Here is a 23932-nt window from a genome sequence, read left to right on the forward strand (position 1 = left end):
GATCAGTTACGGGCGGTGATCGTGCGCACCTTGGCGCAATAGGTGCGGTTGGCGCCGCTCATCCGGGTCGCCATATGGCCGCTCTGGTACTTCATGATGGTGCGGCAGGTGTCGCCGCCGGCCATCTTGTAGGCCATGGCGAGGTATTTCATGCCGTAGCGCGCATTGGTCTCGGCATCGAGGAGGCCGCCGGCGCCGCCGGAATAGCCCATCCCGCGCGCCGTCTGGTGGCGGATCTGCATCAGGCCGTAATTGCCGGCGTTGGAAGCGCGCGGATTGTAGCGGCTCTCGACGCGTACGACGGCGTCGGCCAGCGAAAACGGCACGCCATTGGCGGCGGCATGGCGCGCGATGATCGCCTTGATGCCTTCGGAGCCGGCCGGAGCGGCGAGCGCGCGGCTGTCGCGCGTCTCGCTCTTGTCGGCGTCAGCCTTGGCAGCTTCGGCCTTGGCGGCGCGGGTCGCGGACTTGGCCTTGGGCGCCTCGGCCTGAACCTCTTCACCCTTGCTCTCGACAGCCTTGGCGCGGGCGATCTCGGCGTCGCGGCGAACGATAGCTCTGGGGTCCGTTTCCGCGTTGACGAAATCCTCGGCCAGGGCCACTCCGGAGAGGCTAATCAGGCACGCAGCCGCGAGACCACCACAGATATATCGCATGTTGAACTGAACCCCGTTGAGCCATGACTGGCCGATGGGGGCGCTCAACTGATGGTCGAATGTGTCGATAATCTGGCACATCCCGCAGGAAAACGTACAACAATTAGCGTAAACAGGAATATATTCTATATTTAACTATTCAGTATTCATATGTATTTGTTCGCCTGAAAAACTTCGCCGGCTCCTCGCCTGTGAACGCGAATCAAGCAGGCGAATCAGCCGCCCCATTTCGGCCGCATTCCCGGCTGGAAGTGCTTTTTTGGCGCGGCAGGCCGTCGCACCGGGCGCTCTTGCGCGGACAAGCCCCCTTCTCCCATCATCGCGCACTCAGATTCACCGGGATCGGTTTTGTGATGGCTTCCTCTTTCTGGGGCGCTCTGGGCGGCGGTGGGCTCGGGCTCGTGATCGGCGGCCCGCTGGGCGCGCTCGTCGGCGCGCTCGCCGGCCATGTCCTGGTCGATCGCGAAGGCGCGCCCTTCGGCCCGGCGCCGCGCGAGCTGGTCTTCACCACCGGCCTCGTCGCGCTTGCCGCCAAGATGGCGCGCTCCGACGGCGTCGTGACCTGCGACGAGGTCACCGCCTTCCGCCGCATCGTCGAGGTCCCGCCCGACCAGCAGCAGCGCATCGAGCGCCTCTTCGATCTCGCCAAGCAGACCAGCGCCGGCTTCGAGGCCTATGCCACGCAGATCGCCGGCGTCTTCAAGGATGAACCCGCTCTGCTGGAGGACGTGCTCGACGGGCTCTTCCTGATCGCCGCTGCCGACGGTGCGATCCATGAGGCCGAGCACGCCTATCTCCAGTCGGTCGCCGGCATCTTCGGCATCGCCGAGGTCGATTTCGTCCGCATCGAGGCGCGCCATGCCCGCCGGCCGGACGATCCCTATCTCGTGCTCGGCGCCAATCGCGAGATGGACGACGCCGAGCTGAAGCGCCATTACCGTCGCCTCGTCGCCGAGACCCATCCCGACCGCGAGATCGCGCGCGGCCTGCCCGAGGAGGCGATCGCTATCGCGACACGCCGCATCGCCGCCATCAATGCTGCCTGGGATGCGATCCAACGGGAACGCGGCATGAGCCGCAGCCTCACGCCCCAACCCGCCTGAGCCGCCTCACATGACCGATACCGCCCCGCCGGACGTCGCCAGGCCCGACAGCCGCTTCGCCGCGAAGATATTCCCCTCGCCGAACCATGGCGAGCGCAAGCACCCGGACGGCACGCCGGGCCGGCGACCGGACATGCTGATCCTGCACTACACCGGCATGCCGGTCGCGGGCGAAGCGCTGCAATGGCTCTGCAACCCGGTCGCGCAGGTCTCCTCGCATTATTTCGTCTTCGAGAATGGCCACATCCTGCAGCTCGTGCCGGAGGGCCGGCGCGCCTGGCATGCCGGCGCCTCGCACTGGGCCGGCGAGATCGACATCAATTCGGGCTCGATCGGCATCGAGATCGCCAATCCCGGACACCCCGGCGGCCTGCCCGATTATCCGGAAGAGCAGATCGCCGCGACGCTCAACCTCTGCCGCGACATCTGCGAGCGCTGGTCCATTCCCCCGGAGCGCGTGCTCGCCCATTCCGACATCGCACCCGGCCGCAAGATCGATCCCGGCGAGAAATTCCCGTGGCGGCGCTTCGCCGAGGCCGGCGTCGGGCTGTGGACGGAGCCGGCACCGATCCGCGGCGGACGGTTCTTCGCACGCGGCGAGAGCGGCCAGCCGGTCGAGGCCTTGCAGGCGATGTTCGCGATGCTGGGCTACGGCGTCACCGTCGACGGCGTCTTCGACGAGAAGCTGGAGGCGGTCGTTGCTGCCTTCCAGCGCCATTGGCGCCAGGACAAGGTCGACGGCGTCGCCGATTCCTCGACGATCACGACGCTGCGCGATCTGCTCGCCGCCACGCAAGGCGCCCGCACCGCCTGAAGCACGGCTAACCCAAAGATTGCAGGAAGTTAACTCGCCGGACGGCCCGCTTTCTGGCAAGCTCTCCATCGGCCGCGCTGAGGCGCGGACGGGATGGGGAAGTGACCTTGCGCAAATGGCTGATCGGAACCGTGCTGATCGTGCTTGCGGCGGCCGGCGGCTATTGGGCGCTGCGCCCGGCCGGCGGCAATGCCAATGAACCGCCCTATCGCACGGCTGCGCTCGATCGCGGCCGTATCACCGCCGCTGTGCGCGCCACCGGGACGCTGACGCCGGTCACCACAGTCCTCGTCGGCTCGCAACTGTCCGGCCAGATCGTCGAGCTCCTCGCCGACTACAATACGCAGGTGAAGGCCGGCCAGGTCGTCGCCCGCCTGCAGAGCGACCAGATCCGCACGCGCCGCGACGCTGCCCAGGCCGATCTCGAGCAGGCGAGGGCCGATCTCGTGGTCAAGAATGCCCAGCTCGAACGCGCCCGCGCCGCCCGGATCAAGGCCGATTCGATCATCCGTGATCTCGAAGCCCAGCGCACCCGTACCTCGGCCCAGCTCGCCGACGCCAGGCGCACCTTCGAGCGGCAGGACCAGCTCTTCAACCGCAGCACGGGCTCGCAGCAGAATCTCGACACCGCCCGCACCCAGGTCGAGGTCCAGACGGCGTCGCTCGCCTCGAACGAGGCGCAGCTCGTCTCGGCCCGGACCGAGCTCAAAGGGCTCGACGCCGATATCCAGCTCGCCGAGGGGCAGGTCCAGGCCAGCCAGGCCTTGATCGGCAGCCGCGACGCCAAGCTCCGGGACATCCTGATCGATCTCGAACGCACGCAGATCCGCTCGCCGGTCGACGGCGTCGTGGTCCAGCGCTAGGTCGACCTCGGCCAGACGGTCGCCGCCTCGCTCTCCTCGCCGACCCTGTTCCAGATCGCGCAGGACCTGCGCACCATCGACATCTACGCCAATATCGACGAAGCCGATGTCGGCCGGCTGAAGCCCGGCCAGCCGGTCTCCTTCACCGTCAACGCCTACCCCAACCGCAATTTCCAGGGCCGGGTCGAGATGGTCCGGCTCGGCGCCCAGACCATCCAGAACGTCGTCACCTATACCGGCATCATCCGCGTCGAGAACCGCGACATGGCGCTCCTGCCGGGCATGACTGCCAATCTCCAGGTCGTGACCGAGGACCGGCTGGATGCCCTGCGCGTGCCCAATGCCGCCCTGCGCTTCCGCCCTGTCGGAGCGGCGGGTGCCGCCGCTGCTGGCTCGGGCACCGGCGCTGTAGCGCTTCCGGACGCCGGCGAACGCGGGCCGCGAGCGGCCGGCGCCCTGCGCGAGCGGATCGAGACCGAATTGCAGCCAACACCCGAGCAGAAGCAAGCGATCGGCGAGATCCTCAGGGAGCGCCGCGGCAATCGCGAAGCCATGGCCGGGCTCTCGCCAGAAGAGCGCCGCGCTGCCTTCCGCACAGCGCGGAGCGAGATCGTCACGAAGATCGGCGCCGTGCTCGATCCCGAACGCCGCGCCAAGTTCGAGGCGATCATGCAGGAGGGCCGCGGGGCACCGCGCCAGGGCGTTCCCGGCCGCGTCTATGTGCTCGACGAGGCCGGCCAGCCCAAGGCCATGCCGGTGATGCTCGGCCCGACCGATGGTGCCTTCACGGAATTGCTCGGCGGCGAGGTCAAGGAGGGCGCGCAGGTCGTGACCGGTGGTGGCCCGCGCCTGACCACGGCGCCCGAGCCCACCGCTCCCCGCCCCCGCGGACCGCGGTTGTTCTGAGGGCGTGGCGATGCCCCTGATCGAAACCCGCGACCTCTCCCGCGTCTACGATCTCGATTCCGGCCGCGTGACCGCGCTGGACCGGGTTTCGCTGGCGATCGAAGCCGGCGACCTCGTCGCGGTGATGGGCCCGTCCGGCTCGGGTAAGTCGACCTTCATGAACCTGATCGGCTGCCTCGACCGGCCGAGCGGCGGCCATTACGTGCTCGACGGCGTCGCGGTCGAGACCTTGTCGGGCGACGGGCTCGCGGAGTTGCGCAACCGCAAGCTCGGCTTCGTCTTCCAGCAGTTCAACCTGCTGCCGCGTATCGATGCCTGCGCCAATGTCGAATTGCCGATGGTCTATGCCGGCGTCGCCCGCGCCGAGCGGAAACGGCGCGCTCTGGCGGCGCTCGCCCGCGTCGGCCTCGCCGAGCGTGCCCATCACCGCCCGATGCAGCTCTCCGGCGGCCAGCAGCAGCGCGTCGCCATCGCTCGCGCGCTGGTCAACGAGCCGCGCCTGCTCCTTGCCGACGAGCCGACCGGCGCGCTCGACAGCCGCACAGCACTTGAAATCCTCGCGCTCTTCCAGGACCTGAACCGTGAAGGCGTCACGGTCGTCCTCGTCACCCACGATGCCGAGGTCGCCCGCCATGCCAGGCGCCTGATCCGTTTCCGCGACGGCCATCTGCTCAGCGATGTCAGGCAGGAGCCGGCCGACGCCCGCACCGCGCTTGAAGCCTTCGATGCCGGTATCAGCCTGCCGGAGGCCGCCGCATGAGCCTCACCGAAGCGATCCGCTCTGCCCTTTCCGCCATCGGCGCCAATGCCTTGCGCTCGGCCCTGACGATGCTCGGCATCATCATCGGCGTTGCCGCCGTCATCGCCATGGTCGCGATCGGCGCCGGCGCCCGCGAGCGTGTCACCGGCCAGATCAAGTCGCTCGGCGCCAATCTCGCGATCATCCAGTCCGGCAATGTCACGCAAGGCGGCGTCAGGCTCGGCGCTGGCGCCTCCTCGACGCTGACCGACGAGGACGCCGCCGCGATCCTCAAGGAGGTCGAGGACGTCACGGCGGCGGCGCCCGTCCTCGTCACTCGTGCGCAAGCCGTCTATGCCGGCACCAACTGGTCGACCCAGATCACCGCCACCGACCTCGACTTCTTCGCCGCCCGCGAATGGGAAATCGGGTCGGGGCGCCTGTTCGAGCCCGAGGAACTACGCAAGGGAGAGATCGTCGCCGTGATCGGGCAGACGGTCGCGCGCAACCTCTTCGGCGAGGAGAACCCGCTCGACCAGCAGTTCCGCATCCGCAACGTGCCCTTCAAGGTCATCGGCGTGATGGCGCCCAAGGGCCAGTCGGCGCTGGGGCAGGACCAGGACGATGTCATCTTCGTGCCGCTCGACACCGGCCGGCGCCGCATCGTCGGGCGCAACTATGCCCGTGACCGCTCGGTGCAGACGATCATGGTCAAGTTCGCCAGCGAGGAGGCGATCAATCCCGGCATCGCCGAGGTCACCGCCCTGCTGCGCCAGCGGCATCGCCTGACGGAGGATCAGGAGGACGACTTCATCGTCCGCAACCTCACCGAGATCGCCAATACCGCGACCGCCGCCGCAACGACGCTCTCCTGGCTGCTCGCGGCGGTGGCCGCCGTCTCGCTCCTCGTCGGCGGCATCGGCATCATGAACATCATGCTGGTCTCGGTGACCGAGCGCACGCGCGAGATCGGCTTGAGGCTCGCGGTCGGCGCCCGCCAGAGCGCGGTTTTGACCCAGTTCCTGATCGAGGCGACGACGCTTGCGACCATCGGCGGCGCGGTCGGCGTCGGGCTCGGCATCGCGGCGGCGCTGATCATCGCCCATGTCGCGGGCTGGCCCTCGGTGATCTCGGTGCAGACCATCCTGATCGCGGTCGGCGTCTCCGGGCTGATCGGCGTGTTCTTCGGCTTTTATCCCGCGCGCCGCGCCGCGAGGCTTGATCCGATCGAGGCGCTCCGGCGCGAGTGAGGCGGGAATTTTTCCCGCCCGCCGCAAGGGTCGCTTAACCCGGCCGGCTCTAGGCTGCCCTTGAGGCAGTCAGGAGGCGGACCGTGAACAGCCAGCAGCTCACCACGACAACGCAACCCCTCTATGACCGGGCGGTCGCCGCCACGGCCGTCGGCGCCTGGGAATGCAATCTCTCCAATGAAACGCTGAGCTGGACCGACGGTGTCTATGACCTGTTCGGCCTGCAGCGCGGTTCCGCCATCTACCGCAGCGCAACGCTGGACCTCTACGAGGAGCGCTCGCGCCGCGAGATGAACCAGGCGCGCAGCAAGGCGATCAGCACCGGCCAGGGCTTCGCGCTGGATTGCCGCATCAGGTCCGCCAATGGCGAGAAGCGCTGGATGCGCCTCATCGTCGGCGTCGGCCACGAGCACGGCCGGCCAATCCGCGTCTTCGGCTCGAAGCAGGACGTCACCGCCGAGAAAGGGCTGTGGAGCGAAACCGCCTCGCTTGTGCGGGCGAACGCGTCGACCAACCTCGCGGCCCGCCGCAGCTTCACCGACGCGCTCCGCCAGTTCCGCCACGAGCGCGGCCGCGAGCCCGAGCGCTTCGCCCTCGCAATCTTCGAGATCGACCGGTTCGCGACGCTCGTCGAGACCTATGGCCGGCCGGCTGGCGACGACGTGATCCGCCATTTCGGCGAGCGGTTGCGCCGGCTCTTCCCCGATGCGCTCGCGATCGATCAGACCGGTCCCGGCGCCTTCGCCCTGCTGCTGCGCATGCCCGGCGACAAGGGCTATCTCGCCTCGATGCTGTCAGGCACGCGCAAATTGCTGTGCCGGCCGATGCCACGCGGCAATCTCGTCGTCGACTTCACGCTATCGATCGGCGCGGCCCTGCTGACGCCGGAGGGCTATCGTGAGCAGCATGAGATTTTCACGGAAGCCGAGGCCGCGCTCCAGGTTGCCGGCATGGCTGGCGGGGATTGCGTCCGCGTCTTCGACGGACCGGTAACCGCCGTCAGCCGGCCGGCATTCGCCGGCTGACGCAAGCCATCGACGCACCGTTTCGGACGAGCCGGCGGGCGGTCACAACACTGTCGCAGGGGAAGCACTAGAAGAAGGCGATCGATCGAGACCTCACCTGTGGCCGGGATCGGCCCGGCCTTGCCGGGGCGGTGGCGGCCGCGCCGCAAGCCTCGCCGGTGCATCAGCCCCGGCCGCGCCGGGAATCTCCGATGCAGATCGACATCTTCTCGCAAGTCATCGTGCCGGTTATCGGCGGCCTTGGCATCTTCATGCTCGGGCTGGAATTCATGAGCAACGGCATCCAGTCGCTCGCCGTCAACAAGATGCGGGCGCTGCTCGCCCGGATCGCCGGCACCCCGTCCAAGGGCGTGCTCGCCGGCACCTTCATCACCGGCGTGATCCAGTCCTCGACCGCGATGACCGTCATGGTCGTCGGCCTCGTCAATGCCGGCGTCATAGGCCTCAGGCCCGCGATCAGCGTGATCATGGGCGCCAATATCGGCACGACGCTCGGCAACGGCCTGATCGCGCTGCCGCTCGGGCCGCTCGGCCTGCTGCTGGCCGGCATCTTCGCGCTGCTCCACATCTTCGCCAAGACCGACAAGGTCAAGAACATCGCGCTCGCCTGCATGGGCTTCGCGCTGATCTTCTACGGCCTCAACCTGATGACCGGTGGCCTGCGCCCGCTCCGCAACATGCCGGAGGTGATGAGCGTGATCTCGGCGCTGAAGGCGGACACCTATCTCGGCCTGATCTACTGCGTGCTGATCGCCGCCGGCATCACCGCGATGATCCACTCCTCCTCGGCGACCATCGGCATCGTCATGGGCCTGGGCGCCGCCGGCATCCTGGACTGGAAGACCGCCGTCGCCTTCTCGCTCGGCGCCGATCTCGGCACCACCATCACCTCGTGGATGGCCTCGCTCAATCTGACGAAGAACGCCAAGCGCGCGGCGTACGCCCATATCTCGTTCAACATCATCGGCGTAGCCGTCACGATACCGCTGTTCTTCGTATCGATGGACGTGCTGACCTGGGTCATGCAGTGGTTCGGCGGTGATCCGGGCGTCCCGGTCATGGTGAACGGCAAGGAGACCTATCCGCTGGTGCCTGTCGCTATCGGCGTCTACTCGACCTTCTTCAACATCTTCAACGTGATCCTGCTGTTCCCCTTCGTCGGTGTGTTCGAGCGGCTGCTGATGAAGGTCGGAGCGAGCGCCACGGACGAGATGGAGGATTATTCGCAGCCGCGCTATCTGGTGAAGGCGCATGACCATGCGCAGGCGGTGCAGGCGATCCAGCGCGAGACCGGGCGTTATCTCGAGGCCGCCCGGCTCTTCGTCGATATCGCTCGCGGCAAGCCCGACGCGCCGGACAAGATCGAGGAGCACTATGCCGCGATCGACATCCTCAACCGCGACATCCGCGCCTACACCTCCGGCATGTTCACGCCCGAGATGCCCTATGCGCGGGCCGATCTCGTCGCGAGCCTGATCGAGGAAGAGGATTTTACCGCAAGCCTCGGCGAGACCCTCTACCAGATCGCCCGCCGCATCGAGCGCCAGCCCTTCGGCGAGCAGGGCCGCCCCCTCGTCGACACGGTGCTCGACCGCGTCTCCGAAGCCCTCGCGACCATCGTGCCGATCGGGCAGGACCGGGCACCTGCGACCGGCATGGCCGAAGCGCGCAATGCGGAGCTCCTCGCCCTGCGCGAGCGCTGTCTGCGCCTTGGCTCCGAACTCCCCTGGGTCGAGCGCGGCGCGATCCTTGCGTTGCTCGGCAGCGCAGAACGCGCCTTCTTCCTGATCGAGCGCATCGACGCCGAACGCCGCTCGGTCTCGCGCGAGGTCGTGATGGTGCGGGCCGGTACGAAAGCCACTGAAGTAGGCCTCGGCGGCCTGAGTCCTGCGGCCGTTCCGGCCTGAACCGGCACTCGACACCGCGAACGCGAAAGCCGCCCCATGGGGCGGCTTTCTTGCGTCAGAGCAGCTTGGTGAAGACGATCTGCCCGTCGAGGCCCCGGCCCATGTCGCGCCAGCCATGGCGGACATAGAAGCGCTCCGCCCGCGTGCCGGCCCCGGTTTCGAGCCAGGCCTGGGCATGGCCAGCCGCCTTCAAGCCGGCAAGCGCCGCATCCATGAGGGCGCGGCCATGACCTCGCCCCTCCTGCGCCGGGTCGATGAAAAGGGCCCAGATCAGGCCGGTCTGATGGTTGGCGCAGGCGAAGCCCGCGATCGCGCCGGCGCTTTCGGCAACCAGGAAGATCGCGTTATCGCGATACCAGGCGACGTCTTCGTCGGTGACCTTCGAGGGATCGCTCAGGATGTTCTCGCGAACGCCCATGCGGATGGCACGGATGCGCGGCTCATCTGCCGCCACCGCCTTGCGGATCAGCCTTGCCTCATCAGTCGTCACGAGCACTCTCCATCGCTACGGCAGGCGTGATGCCCGCCACAGCGCTGGAAGGCAACTACTCGGCGGCCTGCAGGCGATAGGCTGATGTGTCGTAGTTGAGAATCGGCGCCAGCCAGCGTTCGACCTCCTCGATCGTCATGCCCTTGCGCGCGGCATAATCCTCGACCTGATCGCGCTCGACCTTGGCGACGCCGAAATAATAGGCCTCCGGATGGGCGAAATAGAGCCCCGAGACCGAGGAGCCCGGCCACATCGCATAGCTCTCGGTCAGCTTCACGCCGACGCGGCGCTCGGCCTCCAGCAGACGGAACAGCGTTTCCTTCTCGGTATGATCTGGCTGGGCCGGATAGCCCGGCGCCGGACGAATGCCCCGGTACTCCTCGCGGATCAGTTCCTCGTTGCTGAAGGTCTCGTCCGGCGCATAACCCCAGAATTCCTTGCGCACGAGCTGGTGCATCCGCTCGGCGAAGGCCTCGGCGAAGCGGTCCGCCAGCGCCTTGACCATGATCGAGCGATAATCGTCATTGTCGCGCGCGAACTTCTCGGAGATGCGCTCCTCCTCGGCGCCGGCCGTGACGACGAAGGTGCCGATATAGTCGGGCGCCACGTCTTCCGGCGCGACGAAATCGGACAGGCACATGTTCGGCTTGCCGTCGCGCTTCGAGAGCTGCTGGCGCAGGCCGTGGAAGGTCGCGAGCTCGTCCTGCCGGCTCTCGCCGGTATAGAGGCGGATATCGTCGCCGACGGCATTGGCCGGCCAGAAGCCGATCACCGCCTTCGGGTTGAACCAGCGCTCCTCGACGATGCGCTTCAGCATCGCCTGCGCATCGTCCCAGAGCGCGCGCGCCGCCTCACCCTGCTTCTCGTCCTGCAGGATCGCCGGGTAGCGGCCCTTCAATTCCCAGGTCTGGAAGAACGGTGTCCAGTCGATCACCGGCACGAGATCGGCGATGTCGTAGGTTCGGAAGGTCCGCGTGCCAAGGAAGCTCGGCTTCGGCGGCTGATAGGCAGACCAATCCGTCTTGAAGGGATTGGCGCGCGCCTTGGCCAGCGGCAGGCGCTGCTTGTCGGCCTCGGAGCGGCGATGCGCCTCGGCGACCTTGGCGTATTCCGCCTGCACGCCCGCGACATAACCCGGCTTCTGCTCCGAGGAGAGCAGGCTGGAGACGACGCCGACGGCGCGCGAAGCGTCATTCACATGCACCGCCTGGCCCTTCTCATAGGCCGGGTGGATCTTGACGGCCGTATGGACGCGGCTCGTCGTCGCGCCGCCGATCAGCAGCGGAATGTCGAAGCCCTCGCGCTCCATCTCGGAGGCGACGGTCACCATCTCGTCGAGCGAGGGCGTGATCAGGCCGGAGAGGCCGATAATATCGACGTTTTCCTTGCGCGCCGTCTCCAGGATCTTCTGGGTCGGCACCATCACGCCGAGGTCGATCACCTCGTAATTATTGCACTGGAGCACGACGCCGACGATGTTCTTGCCGATATCGTGGACGTCGCCCTTCACCGTCGCCATGAGCACCTTGCCGGCGGCCGAGCGCTCGGAGCCGCCGTTCAGGCGCTTCTCCTCCTCCATGTAAGGCATGAGATAGGCGACAGCCTGCTTCATCACGCGGGCGGATTTCACTACCTGCGGCAGGAACATCTTGCCCGAGCCGAACAGGTCGCCGACCACGTTCATGCCGGCCATCAGCGGGCCTTCAATGACATGGAGCGGCTTCTCGGCGTTCAGCCGCGCCTCTTCCGTATCGGCCTCGATGAACTCGGTGATGCCGGCGACCAGCGCATGCTCCAGCCGCTTCTCGACCGGCAGTTCGCGCCAGGCGAGGTCCTTGCCCGAAGCCGCAACCGAACCGTCGCCCTTGAAGCGCGGGGCAGCTTCCAGCAGGCGCTCGGTCGAATCCTTGCGGCGGTTGAGGACGACATCCTCGCAGAGCTCGCGCAGCTCCGGATCGAGATCGTCATAGGAGCCGAGCTGGCCGGCATTGACGATGCCCATGTCCATACCCGCCTTGATGGCGTGATAGAGGAACACGGAATGCATGGCCTCGCGCACCTTCTCGTTGCCGCGGAACGAGAAGGACAGGTTCGAGACGCCGCCCGAGATATGAGCATGCGGCAGCGTCTCGCGGATCGCGCGGGTCGCGTCGATGAAGTCGTTGCCGTAGTTGTCGTGCTCCTCGATGCCCGTCGCCACCGCGAAGATGTTCGGGTCGAAGATGATGTCCTCGGGCGGGAAGCCGATGGTCTCGGTCAGCAGCTTGTAGGCCCGCGTGCAGATCTCGATCTTGCGCTGGAACGTGTCGGCCTGGCCGACCTCGTCGAAAGCCATCACGACGACGGCCGCGCCATATTGCCGGCAGATGCGCGCCTGTTCGAGGAAGGCTTCCTCACCCTCCTTCATCGAGATCGAGTTGACGATCGGCTTGCCCTGAATGGTCTTCAGACCCGCCTCGATCACCGGGAATTTCGACGAGTCGACCATGATCGGAACGCGGGAGATATCCGGCTCCGAGGCGATCAGGTTGCAGAACTCGGTCATCGCCTTCTCGGAATCGAGCAGGCCCTCGTCCATGTTGATGTCGATCACCTGCGCGCCATTGGCGACCTGGTCGCGCGCCACGTCGAGCGCGGCGGCATAGTCACCCGCCGTGATCAGCTTCCGGAACTTGGCCGAGCCGGTGACATTGGTGCGCTCGCCCACGTTCACGAACGGAATGGTCTCGTCGAGCGTGAAGGGCTCCAGGCCCGCGAGGCGCAGATAAGGCTTCGCCTCCGGGATCTGGCGCGGCGCCTTGCCGGCCACCGCCTGGGCGATCGCCTCGATATGGCCGGGGGTGGTGCCGCAGCAGCCGCCGACGACGTTGACGAAGCCGGCGTCGGCGAATTCGGCGAGCATCTGCGCCGTCGCTTCCGGGCGCTCGTCATAGAGGCCAAATTCGTTGGGCAGGCCGGCATTCGGATAGGCGCAGACCAGCGTGTCGGCGATGCGCGACATGTCCTTGATATGCGCCCGCATCTCGCGCGCGCCAAGCGCGCAGTTGAGGCCGATGGTCAGCGGCGCGGCATGGCGCACCGCATTCCAGAACGCCTCGACCGTCTGGCCCGAGAGCGTGCGGCCAGAGAGATCGGTGATCGTGCCGGAGATCATCACCGGCAGGCGGATGCCCTTGGCGCGGAACACCTCCTCGATCGCGACGATCGCGGCCTTGGCATTGAGTGTGTCGAAGATCGTCTCGATCAGCAGCAGCTCCGAGCCGCCGTCGATCAGCCCGCGCACCTGCTCGGCATAGGAATCGCGAACCTGGTCGAAGGTCACAGCGCGGAAACCGGGATTGTTGACGTCGGGCGAGATCGAGAGCGTGCGATTGGTCGGGCCGATCGCGCCGGCGACGAAGCGGCGGCGCCCGTCTTCCTTTTGCGCGATCGCAGCCGCCTCGCGGGCGATGCGCGAGCACTCGACGTTCAATTCGTAGACATAGGCCTCCATGCCGTAATCGGCCTGGGCGATCGAGGTGCCCGAGAAGGTATTGGTCTCGACGATATCGGCGCCCGCCCGGAAATAGGCGAGATGGATGTCGCGCAGCGCCTCGGCCTGCGTCAGGGCGATGATGTCGTTATTGCCCTTGAGATCGTGGTTGAAGCCCTTGAAGCGCTCGCCGCGAAAATCGGCTTCCGAGAGCTTCAGGTTCTGGATCTGCGTGCCCATCGCGCCGTCGAGCACGAGGATGCGTTCGCGCGCGGCTTGGCGTAGCGAGCGCTCGATCTCGGCGCCGTCGACGGGAGCGGGAATGAAGTCGGACATAGGCTTACTCCGCCGCCACGGCCTGCGCCGCTGCCTTCTCGGGCTTGAGGCCCACGAGGTGGCAGATGGCATAGACGAGGTCGGCCTTGTTCATCGTGTAGAAATGCAAGTCGGGGGCGCCGCGATCGATCAGGTCGAGCACCTGCTCGGCGCAGACGGCGGCCGCGACGAGGCGGCGGGTCGCGACGTCGTCTTCCAGCCCCTCGAAGCGGTCGGCCAGCCATTGCGGCACGCTCGCGCCGGTCTTGCGGGCGAAGTTGGCGGTCTGCTTGAAGTTCTGGACCGGGACGATGCCGGGCAGGATCGGGATTTCGATGCCCTTGGCGCGCACCTTGTCGAGATAGCGGAAATAGACGTCGTTATCGAAGAAGAACTGGGTGATCGCCCGCGTCGCACCGGCATCGACCTTCTTCTTGAGCGCGTCGATATCGGCATCGAGCGAGGCCGCTTCCGGGTGCTTCTCGGGATAGGCCGAGACCGTGACCTCGAAATCGCCGATGCGCTTCAGGCCTGCGACGAGATCCGAGGTCTGGTGATAGCCATCCGGATGCGGCTCGTAGACCGTGCCGAGCCCGCCGGCCGGATCGCCGCGCAAAGCCACGACATGGCGCACGCCGGCATCCCAATAAGAGCGGATGACGTCGTCGATCTCGGCCTTCGAGGCCGAAACGCAGGTGAGATGGGCTGCCGGCTTCAGCGCGGTCTCCTCCACCATGCGCTTGACGGTGGCATGGGTGCGCTCGCGGGTGGAGCCTCCGGCGCCATAGGTCACCGAGACGAAGCTGGGGCCGAGCGGCTCGAGCCGGCGCACGCTGTCCCAGAGCGCGACCTCCATCTCCTCCGTCTTGGGCGGGAAGAATTCGAAGGAGACGCGCGGGCGGCGCGAGCCGTGGCGGCTGGGACGGAAAGCATTCATCACGCAACCTCGAGATTGATCGTGCGGGCCGGCGGGTCGGCCTGGACGCGCCGGTCACGGCCACGCCAGAGCATGACCGGGAGCTGGCCCGAGCCGCCATCGGCAAGGGTGACTTCGCGGGAGAGATCGCAGGACAGGCCGGCCTCGGCGAACCAGGCGGCGATCTGCTGGCGGGAGAAGCCGAGCCGGCGATGCGCATGCTCGGTCCGCAGGAATTCCATCTCGTGCGGCGCGAAATCGACGACGATCAGGCGCCCGCCGGGCGCCAGCATCGCCGCAGCCTCACGCACCGCCCGGCCGGGATCGTCGAGGAAATGCAGCACCTGATGGATGACGACGAGATCGAAGGAGCCGCGCGCGAAGGGCAATGCATAGATATCGCCCTGCCGCAGCTCGACGCGCGACAGCCCCGCCTGCTCCAGATTGGCTCGCGCCACCGCCAGCATCGCGTGATTGGCATCGACACCGACGGCCCGGCCGAATTTCGGCGCGATCCGTTCCAGCATCCGGCCTGTACCCGTCCCGAGATCGAGCATCGCGCCGTGCGAGCCCTCGCCGACCGCCTCCTCGACCGCCGCCTCGACGGCATGGTCGGGCACATGCAGGCCGCGCAAGCGGTCCCAGTCGCGCGCGACGCTGGCGAAATAGCTTTGCGCCGCCTCGGCTCGCGTCGCGCGGACGGCGGCGAGCCGCTCGCGATCGGCCGCGAGCACGGGATCGGTGAGGTCGAGCCAGGCGGCTAGCGAAGCGGCGAAGGCGCCGCCCGGCCCGGTCTCGTCGAGCCGGAAGAAGGCCCAGGCGCCTTCGCGCGAACGCCGCACCAGCCCGGCCTCGGCCAAGAGCTTGAGATGGCGCGAGATGCGCGGCTGCGACTGGCCGAGAATGTCGGTCAGATCGGAGACAGAGAGCTCGCCCTCGGAGAGCAGCGCGAGAATGCGCAGCCGCGTCTCCTCGCCGGCGGCCCTGAGGCCCGCGAGAAGCACATCGGAAGACAATGTCGTCGGCTGCCGCACGCGCTGGCGTCCTTTGTCGACAAGGAAAAAGATATAAAGATATCTTTATATCGAACACGCCGTTCGTGCAAGCGGATTGTCGTGCGGAAAACAGGACGAGGCTTCTTGCTGCTCCCCTTGGAGGTAAGGCGGCTCGGCGAAGCCGAGGCGGATGGCCATGCCTACCACACTTGCGTGATAGCCACTCCATCCGCGCGGTCGGGACATGAGGCGACGCTCAAGTACTCTTTGCTATTGATGCTCAGTCGCGTCACGACGCACCAATTGAAGCCGGGCATGCGCTTCGCGAAGCCAGTGATCGATTTCGCTGGGCGGGGCATCGCGTTGCTCGAGTTGGCGTCTCAATGCCTGCACTTCGCTTTCCGCAGCTTTCGCTCTCGCCATCGCATCCGCCGCTGCCATCTCGGCGTGATTTGCGCGCTCTCTTTCTTCTTGCATCGCGAAAATGGCTTTGCGGGCGACTTCGTAAGCGTCGCTGGTCACCTGTTCGGAGCGCCTCTGGGAGTCACGCAGGCGCTCTCCGACGTCTTTGATGAATTTGAGGGAACTCTCCCATTTCTGGGTGACAGCCCGCGCGTGCTCCGCGGCCGGAGGCGGCGGATGCGAAGCGTTCGAAACCAATTCGGCGAATCGCGCAAATAATTCGACATCTTCAGAATTCGGGCCGCCTTCCTTGTCGGCAGCCTCATAATCTTCAAAATTCATGGCCTGCTTCACGGCAAGATGCTTGAAAGCTCGAACTCGATCGCGTTCTGCAGCCCGGTAAGGTAATTCTCTGCCTCAACTGCCCGTGATTCAGCCTGTTTCAACTGCCCCCGCAGCTCAATCTCACGCGCAGCCAGTTCCTCGCACTGCGCAATCGCGGCAACCGCAAGAGCACTTGCTTCCACATTGGCCTTCTCTGCAGCCTTGGCCCTGTCGTGCCAACCTCTGACAAGCGCATTCAGCTTGTCAGCCTCCTTTTGGCTCTCATGCTTTTCTTGGGAAAGTTGATCCCGAAGCGCCGCAATCTGACGCCTCGCAACCTCGTTCTCGTTTTGCAGCGTCCTGATCATCTCTGCCGCTCGCTCGACGCAAGCGAGCGTCGAATGAAAGCCGGGATCGTTTTGGAGCTGGGCGGCGCGGTGGGCCGTCTTTTCGGCAGGAGCCGCTGCTTCGGCGACCAGCATCGGATATCGCATGGGTTCGGTCATGTTATCTGTGAGAACCAAATCGAGATGCTCAAAGCGGCGATTGAAATGCCGGAAAGCTGACTTCCGCACGTCACGCCGCAATCAAGCTCGGCTCCCCCAGCCCAGCAGATTCGCGACGATCTAGTTTTGAACCGAACTGGCCTGGATATCTTCGGGCTGCTGCAGCTCTTCGCCTTTACCGAGAATAGGAGCAAAGGAAGCGACGACGGCGTCGTGCAACTTGCTGAGCCATGCCTCGGCTTCCTCTGCCCGCGTCTCCGCTGCGCTCGCTTTCGCCTCGGACTGCGCCAACTTGACCTCGCCGGCTGCGATGAGGTCGGTGAGGCGCTTGATTTCGGCATTGGCCTCCGTGAGAACCTCCGCGAGGTGCTGCTCGAGCTGGCTGGCCCGCTCTTCGCCGACACGGATCGCCTCGCTTGCCTCTCGAACGAGTTCAAGCGCGGCAGCCCAGTCTCGCGTAGCAGGCACATCGGCTTGCGCGGCGGGCTGTTCGACAATCGGGAGCGCCAACGAGACAACCTTTTCGCTGACAGGAAGCGGGGAGATCTGACGTTGGCGGGCCGCGTGGGCGTTCAGAGCGGGAACGAACGCGGCGATACCTTTGAGCGCTTGATCGGTCACGGTTTCATCCTGGCTTTCGAGAACGCTCTCCCGGGAAAGCGATTTCTATCGTCAAACTGGCTTGGCAGGCGCTGCGAACGGACGGACATTACTGCTATCGCCGCTTTGCTCGGCTTCGTGATCGATCTCGGCCTTCGTCTCATCGCGCCAATGGCGGCCAGAGCGCTTCAAGGCCTCATGCTGCTTTTGCAAGGCAACTCTCGTTTCCCGCGCGATGTCGAGAGCGCCCTGCAACAGGGTTCTTTCCGAGCGCTCGTTCTCGAGATCCTCGGCCAGCCGCCGGTTGCCGATCTCGAGCTCGGCACGGGTCGCCTCATGTTTGCGCGTCAGCTCGGCGATGCGGTCGGTCAAGCTGGTATTGCGCATCGTCGCCTGATCCAGCGCCGAATCCTTCGCTGCCATCGCCTTGTTGAGCATTGCGGCACGGCTATCGAGCTCGGTCCTGACGCGCTGAGCTTCCTGGAAGCGCTCGGTTTGCCGCACGAGATCCGCCTGCAAGGCCTCGACGCGGCGCTCGGCTGTCGCCCTGGCGATGCTCGCTTCCTTCAAATTGCGCTCGGCAGTCCGATGCGCCTCATCCTTCTCTCGAAGAAGATTGCGCGTCTGCGACAGCAACTGATCGTTCGTCGCGGCACGATTCTCGGCTGCTTCAAGCTTCATGCCCAGCGCAGCACGCTCGGTCTTGTAACTGCCAACCTCGACCTCGTTCTGCGCCTCCAGACGCTCGCGCGCCTCCTTCTCGCCGACCAGATCGGCCTCGACCGTGCGCAGCCGGTGCCGGCTGGCTTCAGCCGTTCCTTCCAGATCCTTGAAGCGCTCGGTCAGTTCAGCCAGATGGGTGCTCTGCTCCTCGCTCAGAAGCTGCAGCTTGCGGCTCTCCTGGTCGAGGATACCCAAACGTTCCCGTGCGGTGAGAAGTTCATGTTCCGATCGCGAAAGCGCTGAATCGGCGGCCTGCGCTTCCAAGCGCAGGGCCTTGTTCTCGCTGGCGAGGGCCTTGGCCAGCTCCGTCTCGCCGAAAAGCTGACGCTCCAGGTTTTCGGTCGCCAGAGTCTTGTCGCGCAGCGCGATCGTTTGCTCCGAAATCAGGCGCTCGCGATCCATGAGATCGCTCTCGGCCCGATCCGCCCTGGCCAACGCTTCGGAAAGATCATTGGCGACGACGCCGGACTTAAAGAGCGCATCGGTCAGATCCTGCCGAACGGCTGCCAAGGACTGGCGTTCCTGCGAAAGCGAAACTTCCAGCTCGGCGATCCGCATGCCGGAGCGAGGCAACTCGTCGCTGATCTGGACCAGCGGCTCAAGAATAGACGAAAAATCGTCCCGCAAGCTTCGCAGATCATCGAGGCGATCCATCATCGCACCGATGCGCTGCCTTACGACCTCATCGCGCTGGCCGATGGCATCCAGAGCGAGAGGCTTCGACGCAAGCTTGGCTGGCTGATGACCGGAAAGCGACTGAGCGTCACGCGAAGGCTCGACTCCAGCCTCCCCCTGAGGAGAAGGCGCCCCCGAGAGCACACTGCGGAAGGCTTTCCACGCCATGACGCCTCACTACCCCGTTTTCGGATCATGAGCTCAGGCTTGAGGCCGCGGATGCGAATCGCATTCCAGAGAAACCAACTCGGGAGATCTTGAGATCCGCAAATCTCAACGAAACCCAAGCCGATATGTCTTGGAGGGCGAAACACGAAACGCAGATAAGCTGAAACTCTATTTTATTTATTTGAACAACCTATGGATATCATTAGGACGACGCTTCGTCCAGCAGAAAAAGCTCAAATTTAACTGAACGTTAACGAGATTGGTCTGGCTTGTGTCGCTGGGCCAGCCTGCGACCCACACCAGCGCACCGGAGATCGCTCTCCTGGAGCGCTTCGGTCTCTGCATCGCGAAGATGGGCAGCCGCGCCGCTGCTGGTTGTGAGCCGGGCCACGCGAGGGCGCCACCGACATCGTTTCGACATCAGCGCGCAGCCGTCGATCATAAGCGCCGCCAGGCTCCGGGCATCCCCTGGGTGCTCAGAGCAGAAAACCCCGCAGGTCAGGCCTGGACGGGGCTTTCGGCGCATCATGTCACGTCAAAAACCATCGCGCCGGACACATGGCGAGAGGCCGGTCCGGTCGTCACTTGCTAGGCGCGCGCTCGCCCGCACCCCGCCGCGCGCGGCAGGCGAGCCCTGCGGCGACAGAATAGTCTCAGAGCACTTTCAGATCGCCCGCGGCCGTCTTGCCGCGCTCGGTCTTCAGCTCGAATGAAACCTTCTGCCCCTCCGTCAGCGTCATCATGCCGGCCTCTTTCACGGCCGTGATGTGTACGAACACATCCTTGCCGCCTTCCGCCGGTTGAATGAAGCCGAACCCCTTCTCAGTATTGAACCACTTCACGGTTCCGGTCGCCATCGCCACATCCCTCGAAGCCAAAGCGTCTCACACCGGCACTGAACGCATGGCTCCTATGCCGGCAAGGGAAGGATTGACCGAAAACCGATCCTTGTCGAGATGAAAGGACAGGCAGGCCCTGCCTCCCTTCGTCAAGATTTTGTCAACGCGATCCGTGTCTTGGCCGCCGCGCGACAAGATCCGTCCAGACGGCCCCGATCGCTGCCGCGCTGGCGACGTAGCGTCCCCGCGCGTCATGAGTGTCGCATTCCTGCGCTCTCAACCTCCAGCCTGTTCTCTCGCTCTTGCCGACTGCGAGCATCACCTTGGCGAAATCCTTGAAGCCGCGCGGAAATCGCGCGGCCATGAAAGCAGTCAGGCCACGACATCCTCGCAGCGTCGCTCCGGACGCGCCGGTTTCGAGCAAGCCCGACTGAAACGCCCCAGCATCCGGCGCGACCCTTGCCTGCAAGCGGCCAGCCGATACAGGCCTCGCCATGTCCCAAGCCGTCATCTCCGCCATGCCGCAGCAGCACCGCTTCTACGAAGATCTCCTCGCCCTGCCGCCGGGCACGCTGATGATCAGCTTCGCCATCGTCCTCTACGCCAAGGCGACGCTGCTGACCGGCGGCGCGGCCGGCCTCGCACTGAATGCCATCCTCGGCATGAACCACAAGCCCGGCGGCTCCATGGCGGTATCCTGACGCAGGCCTTCGGTGGGGCGGGACGGTTGCGCCCTGCCCGCCAGCATGCGAGCAAACCGATAAGACAAGACGCGACGCCAACGGCGAGACGAGACATGGCCCAGCCCCTGACCATCGAAGACCTGCGCCTTCTGGCTAAGCGCCGCGTGCCGCGCATGTTCTACGACTACGCCGATTCCGGAGCCTGGACCGAGGGCACCTACCGCGCCAACGAGACCGATTTCGCCAAGGTGAAGCTGCGCCAGCGCGTCGCCGTCGACATGACCGACCGCTCGCTCGCCTCGGAGATGATCGGCCAGCCGGTGACGATGCCGGTCGCGCTCGCCCCCACCGGCCTCACCGGCATGCAGCACGCCGATGGCGAGATCCTCGCGGCCAAGGCCGCCGCCAAGGCCGGCGTGCCGTTCACGCTCTCGACCATGAGCATCTGCTCGATCGAGGATGTCGCGAACCACACCCGGGCGCCGTTCTGGTTCCAGCTTTACGTGATGAAGGACCGCGACTTCATCTCGCGCCTGATCCAGCGCGCCAAGAAGGCCGGCTGCTCGGCCCTGGTCCTGACGCTCGACCTGCAGATCCTCGGCCAGCGCCACAAGGACATCCGCAACGGCCTCTCCGCGCCGCCGAAGCCGACCCTCGCCAACCTGATCAACCTCGCCTTAAAGCCGCGCTGGTGCCTGAAGATGCTGGACACGCCGCGCCGGCAGTTCGGCAATATCGTCGGCCATGTCACCGGCGTCGCAGACATGTCCTCACTCTCCTCCTGGACCGCCAGTCAGTTCGACCCGAAGCTGAACTGGGACGACGTCCGGTGGATCAAGGACCAGTGGGGCGGCAAGTTGATTCTGAAAGGCATCCTCGACGCCGAAGATGCTGAAATGGCTGCAAAAAGCGGCGCCGACGCCCTGATCGTCTCGAACCATGGCGGCCGCCAGCTCGACGGCGCGCTGTCCTCGATCGAGGCCCTGCCCGGCATCGTCGATCAGGTCGGCAACCGCATCGAGGTGCTGTTCGACGGCGGCATCCGCTCGGGCCAGGACGTGCTCAAGGCGATCGCGCTCGGCGCGCACGGCACCTTCATCGGCCGCGCCTTCCTCTACGGGCTGGGCGCCATGGGCGAGCAGGGCGTCACCGCCGCGCTCGACATCATCCGCAAGGAGCTCGACACCACCATGGCGCTCTGCGGCCTGCGCGACATCAAGCAAGTCGACGAGCGCATCCTCGTCGGCGGCCGCGCCGGGGCGATCAAGCGGCTGGCGACGGCCTGAGTTTCGCTTCACAGGAAATCCGAGATGTCAGGCCAGCCGGTCAAGGGACCCGCATCCTACTTCCCCTCCATCGAGAAGAAGTACGGCCGCCCGATCTCCGAATGGAAGGCGATGGTACGCGCCCGCCTCCCCGCGAAGCATATGGAACTCGTGGCGATGCTCAAGACGGAGCACGGCATGGGCCATGGGCACGCCAACGCCATCGTGGCGGATACCCTCGCCGAGGACGCGAAGTAACCGGTTCCGGCCAGAGCGCGCCGCTAGACGACAGAAGGCCCGGCGGATCGCATCCGCCGGGCCTTCCTTGTTTCCGGAGAAGATCCCGCCCCGCGATACAGCGCGAGGCAGGCAGTTCATGCTCAGGCGCGATACCAGGACGCGAGGTTCCAGGTGTCGACATCCCAGCCCGAATGGTCATGCGAGAGGGTGTTCGACGCCGCGACCACCTTCTTGCGCGACAGGATCGGCAGGATGACGTTGGCCTCGCAGAATATCTCGTTGACCTTGATCAGGAACGCGGCGCGCTTGGCCGGGTCGAGCTCCTTCTGGGCGGCCTTGTAGGCCTCGTCAGCAGCCGGATCGGTGTAGCGCGAGACGTTGCGGCCCAGCCACTTGTTCTCCTTGCTGGCGACTTCCCAGGAGGTGAACTGGTTGAGGAACCGCTCCGGATCGGGCTGCGGCTGCGTCGTCGTGTACATCTCGATGTCGGTGTAGAGCTTGGTGTAGGTGTCGGGGTTGGCGACGTCCGACGAGAAGAACACCGAGGCCGTCACCGACTTCAGCTCGATATCGATGCCGGCGCGCTGGCAGGCCTGCTTGATGATGGCCTGCACCTTCTGGCGCGGAGCGTTGATCGAGGTCTGGAAGACATATTTGAGCTTCTTGCCATCCTTCTCGCGGATGCCGTCGGAGCCCCTCTTCCAGCCGGCATCGTCGAGGATCTTGTTGGCCTTCTCGATGCTGAACTCGTACTTGAGCTTCTCCGACTTGAACTGCTTGGGCTCGTTCACGAAGCTCGCCGTGGCAGCGCCGGCGCGGCCGTAGATGAACTTCTGGATCGAGTCGCGGTCGATCAGCAGGTTGATCGCCTGGCGCACGGCCGGATCGCTCAGCGTCGGGTGCTTGGTCTTGGCGCTGGAACGCTCGCCATCGACCTCGGTCCACGGATCGGTCGTGTTCAGGGTGATGAACTCGATGTCACCTGCAGGCGCGGCGCTGATCTTGCCGCGACCGCCGGTCTCCATGCGCTTCAGGACTTCGTCCTCGACCAGCGTATCCCAGGCGTAGTCGTATTCGCCGGTCTGGAGCACGGCGCGAGCGGCCGAGACCGCGTCACCGCCGCCCTTGATCTCGAACGTGTCGAAATGCGGACGGTTGGCGACGTGATAGGCCTCGTTGCGGGTGCCCGAGAGGATGTCGCCCGGCTTGAAGTCGGCGAACTTGTAGGGGCCGGTACCGACGGGCTTGAGATTGGCCGGAGCCTCGCGCGACTTGGCGCCCTTGTACTCGCCGAAATGATGCTTCGGGATGATCATGCCGGCGACGCCGACGAAGGGATCCGCCCAGAACGGCGTCGGCTTGGCGAAGATCACCTTGACGGTGAAATCGTCGACCTTCTCGACCTTGATGTCCTTGTAGGCGCCGGTGGTGTAGGCGGCGGTCGCCGGATCGGCGGCGTATTCCCAGGTGAAGATGACGTCGTCGGCCGTGAACGGCTTGCCGTCATGCCACTTCACATCCTTCTTCAGCTTCCAGGTCACGGTCGTGCCGTCCTCGGACAGGCCGCCATTGGCCTTGGTCGGGACTTCGGCCGCGAGCTGCGGGATCAGGTTGCCTTCCTTGTCCCAGCCGGCGAGCGGCTCGTAGAACACGCGCGAAGCGATCTGGTCCTTGGTGCCCGAGGCGAAATGCGGGTTGAGCAGGGTCGGGGCCTGCCAGAGCAGCATCTTCAGCGGGCCACCGCCGCCGGCCTTGGTCGGCTTGTATTCGAGCGTGGCATTGGCCATCGCGACATCGTTCCAGGAGAGGATCTGGGTCGCGATCGGCGCGGTGATGCCCAGCGCCGCCATCTTCTGGATGAAGGAGCGCCGCGACAGGCCGCCCTTCTTCACGTCCTGCACCATACCCTGGATATACTGGCTAGTCATAATCTACCTTCACGTCATGGCAGCAAGAACACGATCAATAACTTGACCAGTTCCAGATCGGGTTTATCAGTTCCAAGGCCTAGAATAGCCTTGGACGCGACTCTGCTCCTAGGAGCCGCCGCCTTAAT

At 65.6% G+C, this 23932-nt stretch carries 22 protein-coding genes; 11 read left to right on the forward strand and 11 right to left on the reverse strand.

The window, feature by feature from the left end; genetic code table 11:
• Nucleotides 1-2: 2 nt before the first annotated feature.
• Nucleotides 3-602, reverse strand: a complete 600-nt coding sequence (locus Q9235_RS00660; protein ID WP_306224840.1) for a lytic transglycosylase domain-containing protein — start codon at nucleotides 600-602, stop codon at nucleotides 3-5.
• A gap of 407 nt (nucleotides 603-1009) precedes the next feature.
• Here Q9235_RS00660 and Q9235_RS00665 point away from each other — a divergent pair, with 407 nt between their 5' ends.
• The 8 genes from Q9235_RS00665 to Q9235_RS00700 all read left to right on the forward strand — a co-directional run bounded on the left by Q9235_RS00665 (nucleotide 1010) and on the right by Q9235_RS00700 (nucleotide 9263).
• The gene (locus Q9235_RS00665; RefSeq protein WP_306224841.1) at nucleotides 1010-1759 is read left to right on the forward strand and encodes a TerB family tellurite resistance protein; all 750 of its coding nucleotides are present in this window, start codon (nucleotides 1010-1012) and stop codon (nucleotides 1757-1759) included.
• Between the two features lie 10 nt (nucleotides 1760-1769).
• On the forward strand, nucleotides 1770-2573 hold the full coding sequence (locus tag Q9235_RS00670) for an N-acetylmuramoyl-L-alanine amidase (protein WP_306224842.1): 804 nt from the start codon (nucleotides 1770-1772) through the stop codon (nucleotides 2571-2573).
• A 101-nt stretch (nucleotides 2574-2674) separates the two neighbouring features.
• Entirely contained in the window at nucleotides 2675-3436 is a 762-nt protein-coding gene (locus tag Q9235_RS00675; RefSeq protein ID WP_306224843.1) for an HlyD family secretion protein, read from the forward strand.
• A gap of 117 nt (nucleotides 3437-3553) precedes the next feature.
• Nucleotides 3554-4342, forward strand: coding sequence for a hypothetical protein (locus tag Q9235_RS00680; protein WP_465248469.1), 789 nt, complete (start codon nucleotides 3554-3556; stop codon nucleotides 4340-4342).
• A gap of 10 nt (nucleotides 4343-4352) precedes the next feature.
• Nucleotides 4353-5102 (forward strand): ABC transporter ATP-binding protein, encoded by a 750-nt coding sequence (locus Q9235_RS00685; RefSeq protein WP_306224844.1) that lies wholly within the window; start codon nucleotides 4353-4355, stop codon nucleotides 5100-5102.
• Nucleotides 5099-6331 carry an ABC transporter permease gene (locus tag Q9235_RS00690; protein WP_306224845.1) on the forward strand — a complete coding sequence of 411 codons (1233 nt, stop codon included), beginning with the start codon at nucleotides 5099-5101 and terminating at the stop codon, nucleotides 6329-6331. Before Q9235_RS00685 ends, Q9235_RS00690 begins: the two co-directional genes overlap by 4 nt.
• Before the next feature lie 83 nt (nucleotides 6332-6414).
• Nucleotides 6415-7356 (forward strand): sensor domain-containing diguanylate cyclase, encoded by a 942-nt coding sequence (locus tag Q9235_RS00695; protein ID WP_306224846.1) that lies wholly within the window; start codon nucleotides 6415-6417, stop codon nucleotides 7354-7356.
• A 191-nt stretch (nucleotides 7357-7547) separates the two neighbouring features.
• The gene (locus Q9235_RS00700; protein ID WP_306224847.1) at nucleotides 7548-9263 is read left to right on the forward strand and encodes a Na/Pi cotransporter family protein; all 1716 of its coding nucleotides are present in this window, start codon (nucleotides 7548-7550) and stop codon (nucleotides 9261-9263) included.
• Between the two features lie 55 nt (nucleotides 9264-9318).
• Here Q9235_RS00700 and Q9235_RS00705 read toward each other — a convergent pair whose 3' ends face one another.
• From Q9235_RS00705 to Q9235_RS00745, 9 genes are all read right to left on the reverse strand, one after another.
• Complete coding sequence (locus Q9235_RS00705) at nucleotides 9319-9753, reverse strand: GNAT family N-acetyltransferase (protein WP_306224848.1); 435 nt, start codon at nucleotides 9751-9753, stop codon at nucleotides 9319-9321.
• Nucleotides 9754-9808: 55 nt separating this feature from the next.
• Complete coding sequence (gene metH, locus Q9235_RS00710) at nucleotides 9809-13561, reverse strand: methionine synthase (RefSeq protein ID WP_306224849.1); 3753 nt, start codon at nucleotides 13559-13561, stop codon at nucleotides 9809-9811.
• Between the two features lie 4 nt (nucleotides 13562-13565).
• Entirely contained in the window at nucleotides 13566-14477 is a 912-nt protein-coding gene (gene metF, locus Q9235_RS00715; protein ID WP_306224850.1) for a methylenetetrahydrofolate reductase [NAD(P)H], read from the reverse strand.
• A complete protein-coding gene (locus Q9235_RS00720) occupies nucleotides 14477-15490 on the reverse strand; it encodes an ArsR/SmtB family transcription factor (RefSeq protein WP_306224851.1) in 1014 nt (337 codons plus the stop codon). Before Q9235_RS00720 ends, metF begins: the two co-directional genes overlap by 1 nt.
• A 231-nt stretch (nucleotides 15491-15721) precedes the next feature.
• Nucleotides 15722-16207, reverse strand: a complete 486-nt coding sequence (locus Q9235_RS00725; RefSeq protein ID WP_306224852.1) for a hypothetical protein — start codon at nucleotides 16205-16207, stop codon at nucleotides 15722-15724.
• Nucleotides 16204-16764: a hypothetical protein gene (locus Q9235_RS00730; protein ID WP_306224853.1), complete on the reverse strand. Its 561-nt coding sequence runs from the start codon at nucleotides 16762-16764 to the stop codon at nucleotides 16204-16206. Before Q9235_RS00730 ends, Q9235_RS00725 begins: the two co-directional genes overlap by 4 nt.
• A 39-nt stretch (nucleotides 16765-16803) precedes the next feature.
• Nucleotides 16804-17304, reverse strand: a complete 501-nt coding sequence (locus Q9235_RS00735; RefSeq protein WP_306224854.1) for a hypothetical protein — start codon at nucleotides 17302-17304, stop codon at nucleotides 16804-16806.
• A gap of 51 nt (nucleotides 17305-17355) precedes the next feature.
• The gene (locus Q9235_RS00740) at nucleotides 17356-18849 is read right to left on the reverse strand and encodes a chromosome partitioning protein ParA (RefSeq protein ID WP_306224855.1); all 1494 of its coding nucleotides are present in this window, start codon (nucleotides 18847-18849) and stop codon (nucleotides 17356-17358) included.
• A gap of 653 nt (nucleotides 18850-19502) precedes the next feature.
• Entirely contained in the window at nucleotides 19503-19706 is a 204-nt protein-coding gene (locus tag Q9235_RS00745) for a cold-shock protein (protein WP_047581917.1), read from the reverse strand.
• A gap of 476 nt (nucleotides 19707-20182) precedes the next feature.
• Between Q9235_RS00745 and Q9235_RS00750 the strand changes: the two genes are divergently transcribed.
• From Q9235_RS00750 to Q9235_RS00760, 3 genes are all read left to right on the forward strand, one after another.
• A complete protein-coding gene (locus Q9235_RS00750) occupies nucleotides 20183-20389 on the forward strand; it encodes a hypothetical protein (protein ID WP_306224856.1) in 207 nt (68 codons plus the stop codon).
• 95 nt (nucleotides 20390-20484) lie between these two features.
• Complete coding sequence (locus Q9235_RS00755; protein ID WP_306224857.1) at nucleotides 20485-21657, forward strand: alpha-hydroxy acid oxidase; 1173 nt, start codon at nucleotides 20485-20487, stop codon at nucleotides 21655-21657.
• Between the two features lie 24 nt (nucleotides 21658-21681).
• Complete coding sequence (locus Q9235_RS00760; RefSeq protein WP_306224858.1) at nucleotides 21682-21894, forward strand: DUF4287 domain-containing protein; 213 nt, start codon at nucleotides 21682-21684, stop codon at nucleotides 21892-21894.
• Nucleotides 21895-22016: 122 nt separating this feature from the next.
• Here the strand turns inward: Q9235_RS00760 and Q9235_RS00765 are convergent, their stop codons facing one another.
• Nucleotides 22017-23804, reverse strand: coding sequence for a peptide ABC transporter substrate-binding protein (locus Q9235_RS00765; RefSeq protein ID WP_306224859.1), 1788 nt, complete (start codon nucleotides 23802-23804; stop codon nucleotides 22017-22019).
• Between the last annotated feature and the right edge of the window lie 128 nt (nucleotides 23805-23932).

It is taken from the genome of Bosea beijingensis, assembly GCF_030758975.1.
Lineage (GTDB): Bacteria > Pseudomonadota > Alphaproteobacteria > Rhizobiales > Beijerinckiaceae > Allobosea > Allobosea beijingensis.

Coding starts and splice junctions, on each gene's coding strand:
- Q9235_RS00665 (WP_306224841.1), top strand. CDS start 1,010: ATGGCTTCCTCTTTCTGGGGCGCTCTGGGCGGCGGTGGGCTCGGGCTC.
- Q9235_RS00670 (WP_306224842.1), top strand. CDS start 1,770: ATGACCGATACCGCCCCGCCGGACGTCGCCAGGCCCGACAGCCGCTTC.
- Q9235_RS00685 (WP_306224844.1), top strand. CDS start 4,353: ATGCCCCTGATCGAAACCCGCGACCTCTCCCGCGTCTACGATCTCGAT.
- Q9235_RS00690 (WP_306224845.1), top strand. CDS start 5,099: ATGAGCCTCACCGAAGCGATCCGCTCTGCCCTTTCCGCCATCGGCGCC.
- Q9235_RS00700 (WP_306224847.1), top strand. CDS start 7,548: ATGCAGATCGACATCTTCTCGCAAGTCATCGTGCCGGTTATCGGCGGC.
- metH (WP_306224849.1), bottom strand. CDS start 13,561: ATGTCCGACTTCATTCCCGCTCCCGTCGACGGCGCCGAGATCGAGCGC.
- metF (WP_306224850.1), bottom strand. CDS start 14,477: ATGAATGCTTTCCGTCCCAGCCGCCACGGCTCGCGCCGCCCGCGCGTC.
- Q9235_RS00740 (WP_306224855.1), bottom strand. CDS start 18,849: ATGGCGTGGAAAGCCTTCCGCAGTGTGCTCTCGGGGGCGCCTTCTCCT.
- Q9235_RS00745 (WP_047581917.1), bottom strand. CDS start 19,706: ATGGCGACCGGAACCGTGAAGTGGTTCAATACTGAGAAGGGGTTCGGC.
- Q9235_RS00750 (WP_306224856.1), top strand. CDS start 20,183: ATGTCCCAAGCCGTCATCTCCGCCATGCCGCAGCAGCACCGCTTCTAC.
- Q9235_RS00755 (WP_306224857.1), top strand. CDS start 20,485: ATGGCCCAGCCCCTGACCATCGAAGACCTGCGCCTTCTGGCTAAGCGC.
- Q9235_RS00760 (WP_306224858.1), top strand. CDS start 21,682: ATGTCAGGCCAGCCGGTCAAGGGACCCGCATCCTACTTCCCCTCCATC.
- Q9235_RS00765 (WP_306224859.1), bottom strand. CDS start 23,804: ATGACTAGCCAGTATATCCAGGGTATGGTGCAGGACGTGAAGAAGGGC.